Source organism: Clostridium sp. LIBA-8553, assembly GCF_057782465.1.
Map to the genome: position 1 here is coordinate 3,550,726 of NZ_CM173489.1, position 17,751 is coordinate 3,568,476.

At 27.7% G+C, this 17,751-nt stretch carries 18 protein-coding genes, 1 tRNA gene, 1 other RNA gene and 1 pseudogene; 19 read left to right on the forward strand and 2 right to left on the reverse strand.

All coding sequences use genetic code 11. The annotated features are described in order from the left end of the window. Positions 1–6: 6 nt before the first annotated feature. The 7 genes and pseudogenes from AC2JAQ_RS16230 to AC2JAQ_RS16260 form a co-directional block, all read left to right on the forward strand. A complete protein-coding gene (locus tag AC2JAQ_RS16230; protein WP_488457284.1) occupies positions 7–726 on the forward strand; it encodes a TIGR03943 family putative permease subunit in 720 nt (239 codons plus the stop codon). Between the two features lie 213 nt (positions 727–939). Then, a complete protein-coding gene (gene lgt / locus AC2JAQ_RS16235) occupies positions 940–1,722 on the forward strand; it encodes a prolipoprotein diacylglyceryl transferase (RefSeq protein ID WP_488457285.1) in 783 nt (260 codons plus the stop codon). Between the two features lie 231 nt (positions 1,723–1,953). Then, positions 1,954–2,043, forward strand: a tRNA-Ser gene (locus tag AC2JAQ_RS16240). Positions 2,044–2,045: 2 nt separating this feature from the next. Continuing rightward, positions 2,046–2,310, forward strand: an RNA gene (gene ffs, locus AC2JAQ_RS16245) — signal recognition particle sRNA large type. A 164-nt stretch (positions 2,311–2,474) separates the two neighbouring features. Beyond that, positions 2,475–2,981: a hypothetical protein gene (locus AC2JAQ_RS16250; protein ID WP_488457286.1), complete on the forward strand. Its 507-nt coding sequence runs from the start codon at positions 2,475–2,477 to the stop codon at positions 2,979–2,981. A gap of 469 nt (positions 2,982–3,450) precedes the next feature. After that, positions 3,451–4,737 (forward strand): branched-chain amino acid transport system II carrier protein, encoded by a 1,287-nt coding sequence (brnQ, locus tag AC2JAQ_RS16255; protein WP_488457287.1) that lies wholly within the window; start codon positions 3,451–3,453, stop codon positions 4,735–4,737. A gap of 44 nt (positions 4,738–4,781) precedes the next feature. After that, a pseudogene (locus AC2JAQ_RS16260) lies at positions 4,782–5,097 on the forward strand (helix-turn-helix domain-containing protein); the annotation flags it as partial. Positions 5,098–5,719: 622 nt separating this feature from the next. On the opposite strand, the gene AC2JAQ_RS16265 reads toward AC2JAQ_RS16260, so the two are convergent. Further along, positions 5,720–6,208 (reverse strand): dihydrofolate reductase, encoded by a 489-nt coding sequence (locus AC2JAQ_RS16265; RefSeq protein ID WP_488457288.1) that lies wholly within the window; start codon positions 6,206–6,208, stop codon positions 5,720–5,722. A gap of 188 nt (positions 6,209–6,396) precedes the next feature. On the opposite strand from AC2JAQ_RS16265, the gene dnaX reads away from it, so the two are divergent. The 11 genes from dnaX (at position 6,397) to AC2JAQ_RS16320 (ending at position 15,679) form a co-directional block, all read left to right on the forward strand. After that, a complete protein-coding gene (gene dnaX, locus AC2JAQ_RS16270; protein ID WP_488457289.1) occupies positions 6,397–8,043 on the forward strand; it encodes a DNA polymerase III subunit gamma/tau in 1,647 nt (548 codons plus the stop codon). Between the two features lie 111 nt (positions 8,044–8,154). Beyond that, positions 8,155–8,493, forward strand: a complete 339-nt coding sequence (locus AC2JAQ_RS16275; RefSeq protein WP_423240224.1) for a YbaB/EbfC family nucleoid-associated protein — start codon at positions 8,155–8,157, stop codon at positions 8,491–8,493. A gap of 97 nt (positions 8,494–8,590) precedes the next feature. Beyond that, entirely contained in the window at positions 8,591–9,187 is a 597-nt protein-coding gene (recR, locus tag AC2JAQ_RS16280; protein ID WP_322505387.1) for a recombination mediator RecR, read from the forward strand. Between the two features lie 84 nt (positions 9,188–9,271). After that, entirely contained in the window at positions 9,272–9,550 is a 279-nt protein-coding gene (locus AC2JAQ_RS16285; protein ID WP_488457290.1) for a YaaL family protein, read from the forward strand. Positions 9,551–9,565: 15 nt separating this feature from the next. Continuing rightward, complete coding sequence (locus AC2JAQ_RS16290) at positions 9,566–9,844, forward strand: pro-sigmaK processing inhibitor BofA family protein (protein ID WP_423240221.1); 279 nt, start codon at positions 9,566–9,568, stop codon at positions 9,842–9,844. A 296-nt stretch (positions 9,845–10,140) separates the two neighbouring features. After that, positions 10,141–11,526 (forward strand): hypothetical protein, encoded by a 1,386-nt coding sequence (locus AC2JAQ_RS16295; protein ID WP_488457291.1) that lies wholly within the window; start codon positions 10,141–10,143, stop codon positions 11,524–11,526. 133 nt (positions 11,527–11,659) lie between these two features. Further along, positions 11,660–11,839 (forward strand): hypothetical protein, encoded by a 180-nt coding sequence (locus tag AC2JAQ_RS16300; protein WP_423240219.1) that lies wholly within the window; start codon positions 11,660–11,662, stop codon positions 11,837–11,839. A 68-nt stretch (positions 11,840–11,907) separates the two neighbouring features. Beyond that, entirely contained in the window at positions 11,908–12,090 is a 183-nt protein-coding gene (locus AC2JAQ_RS16305; RefSeq protein ID WP_488457292.1) for a hypothetical protein, read from the forward strand. A gap of 185 nt (positions 12,091–12,275) precedes the next feature. Next, positions 12,276–13,352 (forward strand): pyridoxal-phosphate-dependent aminotransferase family protein, encoded by a 1,077-nt coding sequence (locus AC2JAQ_RS16310; RefSeq protein WP_488457293.1) that lies wholly within the window; start codon positions 12,276–12,278, stop codon positions 13,350–13,352. Positions 13,353–13,426: 74 nt separating this feature from the next. Next, a complete protein-coding gene (locus AC2JAQ_RS16315) occupies positions 13,427–14,332 on the forward strand; it encodes an NAD(P)-dependent oxidoreductase (protein ID WP_488457294.1) in 906 nt (301 codons plus the stop codon). Between the two features lie 117 nt (positions 14,333–14,449). Continuing rightward, positions 14,450–15,679 (forward strand): DUF1015 domain-containing protein, encoded by a 1,230-nt coding sequence (locus AC2JAQ_RS16320; RefSeq protein WP_488457295.1) that lies wholly within the window; start codon positions 14,450–14,452, stop codon positions 15,677–15,679. A gap of 46 nt (positions 15,680–15,725) precedes the next feature. Here AC2JAQ_RS16320 and AC2JAQ_RS16325 read toward each other — a convergent pair whose 3' ends face one another. After that, positions 15,726–16,421, reverse strand: coding sequence for a 5'-methylthioadenosine/adenosylhomocysteine nucleosidase (locus tag AC2JAQ_RS16325; protein ID WP_488457296.1), 696 nt, complete (start codon positions 16,419–16,421; stop codon positions 15,726–15,728). Between the two features lie 428 nt (positions 16,422–16,849). Here AC2JAQ_RS16325 and AC2JAQ_RS16330 point away from each other — a divergent pair, with 428 nt between their 5' ends. Next, a complete protein-coding gene (locus AC2JAQ_RS16330) occupies positions 16,850–17,611 on the forward strand; it encodes a tRNA threonylcarbamoyladenosine dehydratase (RefSeq protein ID WP_488457297.1) in 762 nt (253 codons plus the stop codon). Positions 17,612–17,751 lie beyond the last annotated feature (140 nt).

Genomic DNA, 17,751 nt, shown 5'->3' on the forward strand with positions numbered 1-17,751 from the left:
AATTATATGAGAAAGTTTAATTTTAGTGAATTCATATGGTTTCTTATATTATTTTGTTTTGAATTTATAATTATAAAAATGTTACTTAATGAAAAAATTTTTTTGATTATATCAAGAGATATGAAAGCATATATGATTTTAGCTACAATAATATTACTTTTACTTTTAATTATTCAGTTTTTTAATATTTTCAAGGCATCTACTAGAAAATTTTTTAAGGCAGGATACATTATATTTATTTTTGCTTTAGTAATTTTAAATATAGCTAATGGACTAAATATTAATCAAGTTTCTTTGAGTTTAAAAGGAGTTAAATTATATCATGATAGACATAAGGATTTAAGCCATAATCATAGTCACTCTCATGATGCTGTAAATATTGAAGAAGCTTTAGTTTTTACAGAAGAAAATTTTCATAACTCTGTAGAAGAATTAATAATTCACTTAGATGACTATATAGGAAAAGAAATTTCTATAGAAGGACTTTTATATGTTAGTGATTTATACGAAAAGGGTGAATTTGCAATAACACAAATAGAAATGACTTGTTGTATAGTTGATTCAACTTATTTAGGCATATTATGTGAAGGTGATTTACCTGATTTAGCTAATGGAAGTGAAATAAAAGTTAAGGGATTAGTTGAATCTAAAACAATTAAGAATAATGCCGGAGAAGAGATAAAAATACCATTAATAAATATATTCTATACCGATACTTTGCAATAAGAGTTTTTAAATAAAGGTTATGTTTTAAATTAAAATTCACATAAAGATATTATAAATAAAATATTTTAGTAGGTTTATTTTATATAAGATCTAAAAAGTAACTAATGTTTTAATTACTTTTTAGATTTTTTACTTTTAAAGAGCTTGGGATACATATTTACTTAATAATTTTTCTGTATTATTATAAAAACTAAAAGAAATTGGAGGTATTAGATGAATCCAGTAGCATTTTCAATTGGTAGTTTTGAGGTTAGATGGTATGGTATAATAATCGCCTTAGGAATTCTAATAGCAATGACATTAGTAAGTATTAATGCTAAGAAAAAGAATTTAGACTTTGATGTTATACTTGATTTGTTTTTATGGTGTTTCCCTTTTGCTATTATAGGAGCTAGAGCATATTATGTGCTTTTTGAACTTGAAAATTATCATAGCTTTTGGGAAATGATAAACATAAGACAAGGTGGATTAGCTATTCATGGGGGAATAATAGGAGCTTTTTTAACTGCATTTATTTATTGTAAAGTTAAAAAAATAGATTTTCTAGCTTATGCAGATATTGTAGCACCAGCTTTTATATTAGCTCAAGGAATAGGCAGATGGGGAAACTTTTTTAACCAAGAAGCTCATGGGGGACCTGTTAGTAGCGAATTTATAAGTAAGTTTCCAGAGTTTATTCAAAAAGGAATGTACATAAACGGAAGTTATTATCATCCTACATTTTTATATGAGAGCATATGGGATATACTTGTCGCTATTATATTAATGATAATCTTATATAATATTACAAATAAATATAAAGGTGTGGTTATTTCAGCTTATATAGCGCTATATTCATTAGGAAGATTCTTTATTGAAGGATTAAGAACAGATAGCTTATATTTTATGAATATTAGAGTTGCTCAGCTAATAAGCCTATTAGGAATAGTAGTTGGAATAGGAGCTATAATATTTATTATTATAAGAGCAAAGAAGAAAAAAGAGGTATATTTATAAATTAAATTTTAAGATAATAATTTATTAAAAGTAAATTAAAATAAAACTTATAAATATATTCAAATTATTTATAAGTTTTATTATTTTAACTTTAAACGTAAAAAAATATTGAAAATTTCATTTATAGTAAAATTAAGTATATAAATGTAATAATTTAATTAAGCTTTCAGTATTGAATTGGATAGACTTATATGTTAGAATGAAAAAGTATTACAAATTAACATTTATTATGGAGAGATGTCCGAGTGGTCGAAGGAGCACGCCTGGAACGCGTGTGTAGGGGAAACTCTACCGAGGGTTCAAATCCCTCTCTCTCCGCCATGCCGTGCTAGATGGGGAGTTAGCGGTGCCCTGTAACCTGCAATCCGCTATAGCAGGATCGAAGTCCTCATGGAGGCTCTAGTTTGTGGAGTCTGCCCTATGTAAGTGGTGTTGAGAGTTGGGCCCCACGCAATGAAAACCTGTGAACCTCGTCAGGTCCGGAAGGAAGCAGCGATAAGCAGTCATTTTCATGTGCCGTGGATCAGTCTGGCTTGAGCTAACTGCATAGGTAACGTCCATAAACTATTGTCGAAGTGAGGTGCACGGTTTTATTATGTATTTAAACTTTTAACTAATTTAGTTAAAAGTTTTTTTATTTGTAAAATTATATTTTCTATATGTTTACGAATAATTAATAAATAGGTTTTAGACTTATTGGTATAATTGTATACGTCAACTTATGATAAAAATGTAGTTTTACGGAGGATTTTATGGGAAAAAAAATTTTGGTGGGAATATTATCAGCGACTTTATCATTATTCATGCTTGGATGTGGAAGTACAGGCGATGAAAAGAATGTAAAAAATAGTCCTGTAGAAAAAACAACCGAAGAAGAAAGATATAAAAGTGAAGAAGAGTATATAGACAAGCTTTCATCAACTATTGTTAACATAAGTGTAGATGGTTCAATAAAAAATATGAGAACTATATCTGAAACAGGAGAATTGAATGATATCATGATTGAAGAGTTAGATAAATCAAATAATTTTTTTCAATGTTTAATCGATGATTTCACAAGTTTAAATGTTCCAGAAGAGTTTGCTTTTTATAATGAAGATATATTAAATAATTTAAATAATGCTAAAGAATCTTTAGAAATAATAAAAAGTTCTGAAGATAAAGAAGCTATAAAAAATAATGCAAATAAATTTATCAAATCTAACAAAGAAATAGCTAATATAGTAGATAAGATTTTATTATATTATGCTGGATGCTAAAAGTTTATATATTAAAATTTAGATAATGAGATTGTATCAAACTCTAACAATTAAATTTATGAATGTATTTTTTATCTTATTTACAGATTTTATTAAGTTATTTTGATATTATATTATTATTTTTTATTGACTTTTTATATTTAAGCAATTAAAATACTATTAATATAATAAATTAAAAAAACGGAGAGTATGGTAATATGAATAATTTAAACTTAACTAGAGCTTTAAAATTAAATACCTTTTACTTTAGCTATTATAGTTAAGTTTGTGTTTATGATACATACTAATCATAGATGCAAGCTAGAAGTTTGTATCTATGATGGCTAAGTTTAAAATGCATGTAGAGCCACATAGATAAACACTATGTGGCTTCTTTTAATCCGAGGCAACTAAGGCCACATAGTTTTACACTATGTGGCTTTTTTATATGAAAAATATAAATTAATTAGATTGGGGTTGGAAAAAAGACATGAATAAAAAGAAAGATATATTGATAATAGGATTTGCATTATTTTCTATATTCTTTGGAGCAGGAAATTTAATATTCCCTCCATACATAGGATTAACGTCAGGAAATCAGTGGTTAGTAAGTTTTTTAGGATTTATAATATCCGACGTAGGAATAATATTTTTATCAATAATTGCTGTTTCTAAAACAGGATCATTCCAAGGGGTTATAGGAAGAGCTGGTAAAAAGTTTGGTATTACATTAGAAGTTTTAATTATGCTTTGTTTGGGGCCTATACTTGTAGTCCCAAGAACTGCTGCAACAACATTTGAAGCCAGTATTTCACCATTATTAGGAAATATTAATCCATATGTATTTTCTATAATATTCTTTTTAACAGTAATTATATTAACAATAAAACCTAATAAGGTTATGGACATAATAGGAAAAATTTTAACACCTTTATTATTATTATCATTAGCAGTATTAATAATAAAAGGAATTATGAATCCTATTGGAGAATTAGAAAAAGTTAATTCAGGAGAATTATTTATAAATGGAATTACTCAAGGATATCAGACAATGGATGCTTTAGGTACTGGAGGAATTGTAGCACTTGTTATAGCTTCATTTGCAAGCAAAGGATATAAGGATAAAAAGGAAAATAGAAAGCTTACAATAAAATCTTCTTTAATTGCATGTATTGGACTTGCTATGGTTTATGGAGGATTAACATACTTAGGGGCTACAGCTTCAACATTATATGATAGTAATATTTCTCAAACTACATTACTTATGAATATAACTAATGCAATTTTAGGTTCTACAGGAACTATTATATTAGCAATAGTAATAGGACTTGCTTGCCTTACAACTGCTGTAGGATTAACTTCTGTTACAAGTAAGTATTTTGAGGATGTAACTAATAAAAAGGTAAAATATGAGTGCATAGTAATTTTAATATGTATTTTCAGTGCAATAGCTTCTAATTTAGGAGTAGATAAAATAATAGCAATAGCAGTACCTATATTAAGTTTACTTTACCCAGTTTCTATATTATTAGTAATAATCAATATATTTGAAAAGTTTTTTACTAACAATATGATAGTAAAGGGTGCAGCTTATGCTACTCTTTTAGTAAGTTTACTTACTGTTATTGATAGTTTAGGATTTAAAATAGATTTAATTCATAAGCTACCTTTTGCAAATTTAGGATTTAACTGGGTTATTCCAGCTATAATTGGAGGCGTTTTAGCTACAATAATTTTTAGAAAAAATGAATCTAATGCTTTAGAAGAAGCATGTTAAATAATTAAGTAAAAAGTTATATTAAAGTTAAGAAAAAAAGTTAAGTAGGTAGAATAAAAGGGAAAGACGTTAGTATAAAGAGTATTAAAGATACTTGGTTAGATACATCAAGTGATAATTCATATAATAGCTTTTGGTTAACTGTTATGAGTGGGTTAAGCCAACTAGAAAATAAACCAAAGGACAAAAGAAGGTTTAAGAAGTGCTAAGACTAGAGAAAGGCAATTTAAAAGGAATGATAATACTGATATAGTATGGTTACTTTACAAGGAAGGATATAAGATAGTGGATATAGTTAAACAAACTAGATTAAGTAGAGCTACTGCATACAGAGCTCTAAAAGACCTAGGATTAAAATAAAAATTATAAAAGAAAATAGTATATAGTGATTATTTAATTAATTTTTAATGACCAGTTAAGCATTAAATATGACCAGTTTAACAAAATATATTGCTAATTTAAAGTTGAACAGCTATTATAAATTTAAATTAACAATATTAAGTAAATCTTACAGTATATAGAGTATTAAAAATTTAATAATATAGTAATTTCTATTATTCAAAAGATAAATTTTTATAAAGATTGGAGATGTAAGTATGAAATATCTTCTTTCAAGTTTATTAGCTTGGATTTTTACAAAAATAATTTATAATTATACTAGTTTGGGGTTTCTTTTAAAAAATATTAATATAAACCAATTATTTGTTAAAACTATAATATTTTTATTAATTGGTTTATTAATTTTATTTATACCTCAAACTTGGAATAAGTTGAATTTAAAGAAAGAAAAATAAATACTTAAAAATGTAAAACCAGATATGCTATGTTATTTGATATTGCCTCTAAAACTGCTATAGCAGTTTTAGAGGATCTTAATAGAAACCGTATCTTATTTAGCGAACAATTTAGCTAAGTTTTAAAAAAATATAACTGAAGATAACGGTTCTGAGTTTGCAGATTTATCCACACTTGAAGTACAAGCTCATACAATTCTTGTATAATCTAAAAATTTAAAAGCAATATTATTTTCCTTATAAATAAGGCTTTCATAGGTTTTTATCCAATCAGAATAATCTACTTGAGGAAAATAAGTATCTCCTTCAAATTCCTTTAAGACTTCAGTTATATATAATTTTGAAGCATATTTTAAAAGTTCAGAATATATTTTTCCTCCACCTATTACAAAGATTTCTTCTTTAATGTCTTTATACTCTTCAATGAGTTCATTTAAATCATTATAAATAATTACGTCCTTATGGTCATAAGAAAAGTTTTTATTTGTAGTTAATATTAAATGAGTTCTTCCAGGTAATACACAAGGAAGTGATTCAAAAGTTTTTCTTCCCATTAATATCTTTTTACCCATAGTAAGTTCCTTAAACCTTTTTAAGTCTGAATGAATATTCCAAGGCATAGAGTTATTAACTCCAATGATATTATTAATACTTTTAGCAACAATTATAGAAAACATATAAAAATCCTTTCAAGGTTAACTAAATTATATTATTAAGTTAATTATATATTATTTTAGAAAAAGAAAATATTAATCATGATATAATAGTTTAACTAAGAAAAATATAAATTAAGCATGATAGGTATTATGGTTTGTTTTGATGTATAATAATTATATGTTAATACAGGCTTAGAGAGGTGAATAATTTGGCATATAAAGCTTTGTATAGAGAGTGGAGACCACAAACCTTTAATGATGTTGTAGGTCAAGAACATATAACCACTACACTAAAAAATCAAATAATAAATGAAAGAACAGCTCATGCGTACTTATTTTGTGGTACTAGAGGAACTGGTAAAACCTCTACGGCTAAGGTAATGGCTAAGGCTTTAAACTGTCTAGATTTAAAGGATGGGGAGCCTTGTAATCAGTGTGAGATGTGTAAAAAAATAAATGAAGGATTAGCAATAGACATAACAGAACTTGATGCAGCTTCAAACAACGGGGTAGATAACATAAGGGATATAATTGATGATGTTCAATATCCACCTCAAGAAGCTAGATTTAAGGTTTATATAATGGATGAGGTTCACATGCTTTCTATTGGTGCAGTTAATGCATTTTTAAAAACTTTAGAAGAGCCACCGAAGAATGTAGTATTTATACTAGCAACAACGGATCCTCAAAAATTACCTATAACTATACTATCAAGATGTCAAAGATTTGACTTTAAGAGAATTAGTAGAAAAGATATAACAGGAAGACTTAGAAAAATAGTTACGGAGCAAGGAGTATTCTGTGATGATAAAAGTTTAGATCTTGTAGCTAGAGTATCAGATGGAGCTATGAGAGACTCCTTAAGTATCTTAGATCAAGCTATTTCCATAGGGGATGGTAAGGTAGATTATGATGAACTAGTTTCTATGCTAGGCCTTGTAACTAATGATAATTTATTTAAGATAGTAGACTCTATAATAAAGAGAGATATAGAGAGTGCTATGGAAATCATAGAGGAATTAGTTCTTACAGGAAAGGATATGACTCTTTTCATAAAAGATTTAATAGTTCATTATAGAAACTTATTGATGATAAAGGTAACTTCAAATCCTGAAGAAGTTTTAGATACTGCAGAAGAGAATATAGAAAAACTTAAAGTACAAGGTGCTAAGTTAAAGGTTGAAGAAATCATGAGATGCATAAGAATTATGCAAGAGTGTGATGAAGATGCTAAGCTTAGCAAGCAGGCTAGAGTTTATTTAGAACTTGCAGTAATAAAAATGTGTAAAATAGAGTATGATACTTCTAAGGAAGTTATGCTTGCTAGAATAAATAAACTAGAACAAATGATAAAAAGTGGTAATATAAAAGTTAATACTAATTTAGAGAATGTTAAATCTGAAGTTTCTAATCAAGATGTTAGTAAAAATTCTACTAATAGCCTTAGAAAACAAGCTGATTCTCAAAGTTTAAATAATTATGAAGCTGTAAATGAAAATTCGACATTAACTCCTGAATACTTAAGAAAAGTTTGGAAGGATATTCTTGAAACTTTTAAGAGTAGAGGCAAGTATATGGTGTACATAGCTTTAGCAAGAGGAATAAGCAATGTTTCTTGTAATAAAGGGGTTGTTGAGTTTAGATATACTTATGAGTATAGACACAATAAGGAAAGACTTGAAAAACATGATTTCTCTAAAGTTGTAAATGATGTATTTTCGGAAGTTTTAAAAGAGCCTGTAAGAGTTGTTTATAGCGTTGAACAAGGCACAGAACAAGAAAAAGTTGAAGAAGCAGATTTAGAAGCTAGACTTTCAGGAATTATGGGTGATGGACTAGAAATAGTCGAAGAATAGCATAAAAAAATAGTAACAAAATAGCGCTTAAGCATATAATCTAATAATATAGTAAATTCTTCAAAAATACTATATAATATTAAAGAGTTAATTTTTAAGGAGGATGTAAGTATGGCAAGAGGTGGATTTCCAGGCGGAATGGGAAATATGAATAATTTAATGAAGCAAGCACAAATGCTTCAAAAGCAAATGCAATCAATGCAAGAGGAAATCGAGGCATCAGAATTCGAAGGTTCAGCTGGCGGTGGTGCAGTTGTCGCAAAAGTTAACGGAAAGAAAGAATTAATTGCACTTAATATAGAACCAGAAGTTGTAGATCCAGATGATGTTGAAATGTTAGAAGATCTAGTTTTCTCAGCTGTTAAGCAAGCTTTAGAAAAAGCTTCTGAAGAAACTTCAGAAAAGATGGGTAAATTAACTGGCGGAATGGGAATGCCAGGATTATTCTAATAGAAATACTTATTAAATTTAAAAACTCTGCTGAAACTTCTCAGCGGAGTTTTTTATAAATAGAGAGAGTTTAGTCTAAATAAAAGGAGGAAAAAGGATGGAATTTTATCCAGTAGCCATAGAGAAGTTAATTGAAGAGTTCGCTAAGTTACCTAGTATAGGTAAGAAATCAGCTCAAAGGTTAACTTTACATATTTTAAATCTGCCAAAGGATGAGGTAGAGGAGTTTGCAAATGCTTTAATAAAAGCAAGAGGAACTATAAAATACTGTTCAGTATGTGGAAACTTTACAGATACAGATCCATGTGCAATATGTTCAAATCCTAATAGAGAAAAAGATATAATATGTGTCGTTGAACAACCTAAAGATATAATGACAATGGAAAAAGTTAAAGAGTTTAATGGATTGTATCATGTTTTACATGGAACGATTTCTCCAATGCAAGGAAGAGGCCCACAAGATATAAGAATAAGAGAGTTAGTAGCAAGAATGAGTGGAGATGTAAAAGAAGTTATAGTGGCAACCAACCCTACTATTGAAGGGGAAGCTACTGCTATGTATATTTCAAAGATATTAAAACCATTAGATGTTAAGGTTACTAGAATTGCGGCTGGAATACCTGTTGGTGGAGATTTAGAGTACGCAGATGAAGTAACTTTATCTAAGGCATTAGAGGGTAGAACAGTTATTTAGGTAAAAGTCAAAAAATTTATAACACTGGAATATAACTTGGACATTTTGGATATAATTTCAAAAGAACAAGTTGGAGGTGTTGGTATGGATAAAAAGAAAATTTCTGATTACTTAATAAAAAAAATAGATTACTCAAATGAGGATCAGGAGATATTAAAAGCTATTGAGCAAACCATATTAGAAATGGAGGTTGCAAGATCAGCTTTTCAAAATGCTTATGATGATAAACTTATAGATTCTTTAATATATAAAGAGCAAGATATTAATGCTAGATATGAATACCTCATAAGAGAGGCTAAAAAAAGAGGTATAAAAGTTAGCTTAGAACATATATTTAAGAATGCCAAGATAAGTATAATTTAAAAAGGTGGTATGTTTATGGATATAGGAGCTTTATCGTTAGATGATATAATTCTTCTAATTATAGGTGTGCTTGTTGCAGTATTAATTTTAAAATTAATATTTGGATCAATGAAGAAGATAATAGGGTTAGTTATTAATAGTATTTTTGGTGCTATACTACTTATGATTGTTAATTACTTTGGAGCTTATTTTGGTATAACTATTGGAATAAATTTATTAACAGCTTTAATAGCAGGAATTTTAGGAATACCAGGAGTAATTTTAATGGTATTATTCCAGCTTTTTGTTAGGTAATTCAAAAATAATTTTATGAAAAATTATCTTATAGAAATAAAAAAACAGGTAAAATTACCTGTTTTTTTATTTTTTAGATGGGAGGAAACTTGCAAAGTAAGCAAGGAATGTATTAAGCACTTCTTCCTTTTCTAAGGAGAGGAGTAGTCAAAAAAATGAAGAAGCAATTAATCATTCTTTATATCAATATATGTTGTGAAATAAAATTTGCTACTTAAATCAATAAAAAAATCATAAAAATATCTATTCAAAAGTATAAATATAGAGAACTTATACTTTTGTGAATGGAGAGTTATATGAGCGTTTTATTAGATAATTTAGTATTAAAGAAATATAGGACACGAGGAGTTATAGTATTAATAATTTTAGGAATTTCTTCTTTCTTTTTAATGGGAAACTATCACACTATAAAATATTTTTCTCAAGCAAGTGCAGGGAATATAGATAGCACCATAATGAATAAGTGTTTTTCTATGAGTCATGTAGATAAATTTATATTTTTTTTATTTTTAGTTTGGATAGTTGGATTTTTATTTAAAGATAAAGAAGATGAAATAAGAGAAAATATTTCTAAGGGAGAAGAAAATATAAAAAAATATTTTGTTTTTAAAGTTATATTTGTTTATGGAATTTCTTTATTTCCTATATTAATCAACATATTAATAAAAATGATTTGTTATTTTCCTTATAAAAATATTCTTAGTATTGATAAGTTATTTATAAGTTCATTTTATTTTTTTACAATTGGAATACTATTTACTTCTATAATTTTTACTATGAATTTAATTGTTAAGGATAAACTCTTAGCAGGAATATTACCAATATTTTTTGCAGAAGGAATGATTATATTTTTTGCTATAAGTAAAATTTTGATTAGTGACAGACTTAGTTGGATAAGAAACTTTTTAAATATGATTGGAGAACAAGTATTATTGGTATTTAATTTATTGCTTTTAGATTTTGATCCTAGTACATTTTCATCTTTAAGACAACTTTTACTTTTGATAATTTTATTATCAATCTCAGCATCATTAATTTATCTTTCATATTTAATTATTAAAATAGTAAATATTGAATCCTTAAAAAGACCATACTTTTTTGAAATACCTAGGTATGTCATATATATTTTTATGAGCATGTTAGTAGGTTTTACGGTTGTATCCGCTATAGGATATTTCTTTATAATGTTTATTCCAAGTATAAGTTATGTTAATGGAACGTTTTTAGTTAATATAATCTCCTTTGTTTTTATGATTGGTATATTTATTTTCTTAGAAGTTTTATATAGAAAAAAAGTATTAATAAAAGAAATAGATGTATATGCTCAAGAAGAATCTAATGGAATACAGCCTTATAGGAAAGATTTTATTGAGTTTAATGAAACTACAGGACTTTTAGAAAGCACTAAAAACATGAAGGAAAAAGAAATATTCAAAAATGAAGAAGAAAAAAACTCTCATAATAAAAATAAAAGTTTAGAAGGAATAATTGATTTTAATGCAAAGGAAGAGGAAATATTAAAGGATGAATTTAATAGAACTTTTAAGGAGATTGAATGTGAGGAAATAGATCATGTTCAAGAAAGAGAAGATTTAAAAGAAGAATTATATATTGATGATGAAGATGATATGCTAAAAGATTTTGTTTTTGATAAAATAGAAAATGAAACCAATAAAGAATAACATTTAATTTAAATAATAAAATAGCTAAATAATTAAGCTTGTATATGGGTTAATTAATTGAAAACTTTATTTTAAAGAATCAATTAAAAGTGATATACTTAACTGTATGTAAGATATAGGCAGGAGGGTTATTATGGCTATTGGAACAAGTATAAACTGTAAGTATTGTATAGATTTTAAGAATAATAGATGTGATGGAACTGAGGAGAATTGTCTTTGTAGACTTTGTCCTAGAAATTTAGGTCAATGCATATGTGTAAAGTATTGTAGAGAAACAGAGTCAGTTTTATTTTGGAATGATGAAGAGGAATAAATTAGTATAAAAAATCTTTCTTAGAAAATACTAAATATATAGTATTGTTCTGAGAAAGGAGAATTTGTATGGCTATCAGTGAAGAATTTATAGACATAGCTGAAAATTGTTCTGATTATTCAGCTAGACATAGAGAAGCTGTGTCTTCAATGAATTCTTGTAAAAGCTGTTTAAATTGCAGTAAGTTCCATAGTGGAACTTGTGAAAAAGAGATGGAGAATAAATTCAACATTTTACAGGATATGATTTAAGAATATTTTAAAGAGTTTTATTATTTAAATAATAAAACTCTTTTTTATTTATAAAACTATTTTAAGTGAATATTAATTTTAATTTAGTATTTTAGATTTGCTTAATTTTATTATCACCAATGAGGAAAATTTGTAATATACTATTAAATAAAATAATCGTTGAATAAACAAAGGGAGGGGATTAGATGCATAAGAAGTTATTTATACCAGGACCTGTTGAGGTAAGAGATGAGGTTCTAGAAAAAATGGCTACTCCTATGATTGGGCATAGAAGTAAGGAGGCATCTCAATTACAAAGAAGAATAAGCGATAATTTAAGAAAAATATTTTTTACTAATAATGAAATATTATTATCAACAAGTTCTGGCAGTGGATTAATGGAGGGAGCTATAAGAAGTTGTACACTAAAAAAAGCAGCAGTTTTTTCTGTGGGTGCTTTTGGGGATAGATGGTATGAAATGGGGATAAGTAATAATGTTCCTGTGGATAAATTTGAAGTCCCTTGGGGAAAAGGACTTGATGCAAGTTTAGTTGATTCAGTTCTTAAAACTGGTGAATATGATTTAATAACTGTGACTCATAATGAAACATCTACAGGAGTGATGAATAACTTAGAGGCAATAAGCGAAGTTCTTAAAAAATATCCAGATGTTATATTCTGTGTTGATACAGTTAGTTCCGCAGGTGGAAGTAAGATTGAAGTTGATAAACTTAATATAGATATATGTATTACTTCTTCACAAAAAGCTTTAGGGCTTCCTCCAGGAATGGCAATATGTACATTTTCAGAGAAGGCTAAAGAAAGAGCGGAAAAAGTTAAGTTTAGGGGGACATATTTAGATTTATTATCTTTATATAAATATATTAAAAAGAAAGATTATCAGTATCCATCAACTCCATCTATTTCACATATGTATGCTTTAGATTATCAATTAGATTATATATTAAACGTAGAAGGATTAGAAAATAGATTTAATAGGCATATTGAAATGGCTAAGATAGTTAGAGAATGGGCAGAAAAATATTTTGAAATTTATCCTGAGAAAGGGTACTATTCAAATACCCTTACAACCATAAAAAATAATAGAAATATAGACGTTGGGGCATTAAATAAAGAACTTGGGAAAAGAGGATTTCAAATATCTAATGGGTATGGAAAGCTAAAAGATGAGACATTTAGAATAGCGCATATGGCTGACTGCCAGGTTAAGGATATAAAAGAATTGTTGACTAATATAAATGATATTTTAGGATTAAAATAAATTTAAGCCCACACTACTTGGTTAGTGTGGGCTTTTTTAATAGAGAAAATTAATTTATAGGGGGTTGTTTAAGGATGTTAAAAATACTTTTAAATGATGGTTTAGATAAAAAAGCTATTAATAAGTTGAAAAGCTTAGGTTATGAAGTTGATACCAATCACTATGAGTTAGAAATATTAAAGGAAAAGATAAAAAAGGTAGATTGTATAGTAATAAGATCTGCTACAAAGATAAGAAAAGATTTAATTGATGAGGCTGTTAAGGGAGGAAAATTAAAGTTAATCATAAGAGGTGGTGTTGGAGTTGATAATATAGATGTTAAATACGCTGAAGAAAAAGGTATAGAGGTAAGAAATACGCCTAATGCTAGTTCTTCATCCGTTGCAGAATTAATATTGGCTCATATGTTTTCTCTAGCAAGATTCTTAAATCAATCTAATATAACAATGAAATCAGGTCTTTGGAATAAAAAAGAGTATGTAGGAACTGAATTAGGAGGAAAAACTTTAGGGATAATAGGAATGGGGAGAATAGGAGGAGAGTTAGCAAAAAAATGTACAGCCTTAGGAATGAAAATAATATATTTTGATTTAATAAAGGTTGATTGTTCGAATAAAAACTATAAGCAGGTAGAACTTGATGAACTATTAAAAGAATCAGATTTTATTTCCATAAATATTTCAGGCGCTAATAGTATAATTGGAAATGAAGAATTAAAGAAAGTCAAAAAGGGCGTATTTATAATAAATAGTTCTAGGGGGAAGGCACTAGATGAAAAAGCCTTAATTGATAATTTGAATAATGGAACTTTAGGTGGAGTTGGATTAGATGTTTTTTTTGAGGAGCCAAGTAGGAATTTCGAATTAATAAATCATCCTAAAGTAAGTGTTACTCCTCATATTGGTGCTTCAACAAAGGAAGCTCAAGAAAAAATAGGAGAAGAAGTCGTTGAAATAATAAAAGAGATTTTAGATAAGTAGAAATTGAAGGATAGGCTCTATTTAGGCAATTGTTGATTTTTATGTAGAATTGTAAGTCTGTTATGATTTCGACATTTATTCAAAATGGAGCTAATGATAAAAGGGAGAGTGAGGAAAATGGTTAATATAAAAGCTTTTAAAGCTTTAAGGCCAAAGAGAGACTTAGTAGAAAAAGTTGCTGCATTACCTTATGATGTTTTAAATAGAGAAGAAGCAAGAGAAATAGTTAAAAACAATAAATTTTCATTTTTAAATATTGATAAAGCTGAAACTTATTTCCCAGGAAGTGTTAGTGAGTATTCAGAAGAGGTTTATAAAAAAGCAGGTGAAAATTTAGAGAACTTTATTAAGAATAAGGTGTTTATAAAAGAAGAAAAGGACTGCTTATATGTTTACGAGTTGAGTTTAGATGAGAAATCTCAAAGAGGAATTGTTTCATGCCTAGCCGTTGATGACTATTTAAATAACACCATAAAGAAGCATGAGTTTACAAGAGCTAAAAAAGAAGAAGATAGAATTAAGCATATAAGAGCTTGCAATGCTCAAACTGGACCTATTTTTTTAACTTATAGAGATTCAGAAACAATAAATAATAAGGTTTTAGAAATATGCTCAAAGAAACCTTTATATGATTTTATTGCTGATGACAGGGTATCTCATAGGGTATGGAAAATAGATGAGAAAGAGATGATAAATGAAATAATTAATGCTTTTAAAGAAGTTAACTCAGTATATATAGCAGATGGGCATCATAGATCTGAGGCTGCGGTAAACGTATGTTTAGAGAAAAGAGAAAAAGGTAAGTGCTCACCAGAGGATGAGTGTAATTATTTCTTAGGAGTATTATTTCCTAAAAATCAACTTACTATAATGGACTATAATAGAGTAGTTAGAGATTTAAATGGTTTAAGTGAAGAAGAATTCCTATCAAAAATAGAAGAAAAGTTTCAAGTCACTAAAATTAATGAGGGAGAACAGTTTAAACCACAATATAAAGGTGAGTTTGGAATGTATTTAAATAATCAATGGTTCAAATTAAAGTATCTTGGCAAAGAGTTTGATGTCGTTAAGAATTTAGATGTATCAATACTTCAAAATAATATTTTAGAGCCTATTTTAGGAATAAAAGATGTTAGAAATGATGAGAGAATAGATTTTGTTGGAGGTATAAGAGGCCTTAACGAACTAGAAAGAAGAGTATTTGAAGATATGAAAGTTGCCTTTGCTCTTTATCCAACAAGTTTAGAAGAGGTAATGGCAGTTTCAGACCAAGGATTAATAATGCCACCAAAATCAACTTGGTTTGAACCAAAATTAAGAAGTGGTATATTCATTCATGAAATATAAAAAAATAGTTTAAGAGTTTAAATAAACTCTTAAACTATTTTTTTATTTAAGCCATTTTTAAAATCATTGATTTTAATATTGAAGTAGAATTTTTAACTCCGATAGCTGTGAACTCAGCAAAATCCATATGTGCTCCATTATTTGCATTATCAGATATTGATCTTATAACAACGAATGGAATATTGTTTAAGTAACAAACGTGAGCTATACTTCCACCTTCCATTTCACAAGCAGAAGCTCCGAATTCCTCTTCTAACCATCTAACTTTTTCAACACTAGCAACGAATTGGTCTCCAGTAACTATTCTTCCAGTGAAGCTCTTTATATCTTCATTTTCTCTACAAGCTTCTTCGCAAAGCTCAACTAATTCATTTGCACATTTGAAATCAAATGTATCTAATCTTGGGATTTGTCCTATAGGATCTCCAAAAGCAGAAGTATCCATATCATATTGTACTAATGAATTAGCTATAACAACATCACCTGGGTATATTTCCATTCCTATACCACCAGCAACACCAACATTTATAACCTTATTAACTTTGTACTCACTTATTAATATTTGAGTACAAACAGCAGCGTTAACCTTACCTATACCACATACAACAGCTACAACTTCTTGACCCCAAAGAGTTCCTTTGTGGAAAGTCATGTTAGCTTTAGTATCCTTAGATTTTACTTCCATATCTTTTAAAAGAATTTCTAATTCTTCACTCATAGCAGCTATGATTCCTAAAGTCATTTCTAATTCCTCCTTAAAATAAATTCATAAAGTTATTATATATTAAAAAATGGTTATATCATAGAAATTTAAAGATTAAAAAAAATTACATGTACTCAAAGTTTAGTTTGAGTTAAGATAAATTATAGCTAGATTTATATTATAAAAATACTAATATAGTTGGTTTTAAATTATATAGTAACCATTTAGAGTTATGGTAACTATAAAATAAATTTTGTATATTCATTGATAAATTAAATAATTCTATGTTAATATACATGAAAAAACTTTATTTATAATAACTAGAATGGTATATAATATTAATGAATTTGTGTATTAGTAAACAAGCGTTTAAAGAATATTATAGTTTTTTAGATATTTACTTTTAGAATATTATTAGAAGATTAACATAGGGGAAATTTTATTAACTTAAGAAGGAGAGAAGTTTTATGTTACAACATTCATTGTCAAGAACAGAATTACTTATAGGTAAAGATGCTTTAGATAAATTGGCAAATAGTAAAGTTATGGTATTTGGAGTAGGTGGAGTAGGAAGTTTCACTGTAGAGGCATTAGCTAGAGCTGGAGTAGGAAATCTAATATTAGTTGATGACGATACGGTTTGTTTAACAAACTTAAATAGACAAATACATGCTACATATAAGACTGTAAGTAAAAATAAAGTAGAGGTTATGAAGGAAAGAGTTCTTTCAGTAAATAGAAAATGTAATGTGGAGACTATACAAGTTTTTGTTACTCCAGATAACTTAGGAGAAATAATACCTGATGATGTAGATTACGTAGTAGATGCTATTGATACAGTTTCAGCTAAAATAGCTCTTGCTGTTTATTGTGAGCAAAAAGGAATAAAACTTATGAGTTCTATGGGAACAGGAAATAAATTAAATCCTGCTGAGTTTAAGGTTACTGATATATATAACACAAAAGTTTGTCCTTTAGCTAAGGTTATGAGATATGAGCTTAGAAAAAGAGGAGTTAAAAAATTAAAGGTTGTTTATTCAGAAGAGATGCCTAGAAAACCAAAAGTTGAAGATGTAGTTACTTGTAAAACAGGATGTGTTTGCACTGGTGGAACTAAAAAGTGTGCATCAAAGAGACAAATACCAGGAAGTATATCTTTTGTACCTCCAGTAGCAGGTATGATAATAGCATCAGAAGTAGTTAAGGACTTAATAAAAGAATATCTTTAATATATGATATAGAAAAACATCTAAGAAAACTTAGATGTTTTTCTTTTTTATTTAGCTATATTTTAGGCTACCATTGATTCTTAGCTAGGCTTAAAGAATTAGCTAAAAATCAACATTCACTTAAAATATAGATTTTTGTT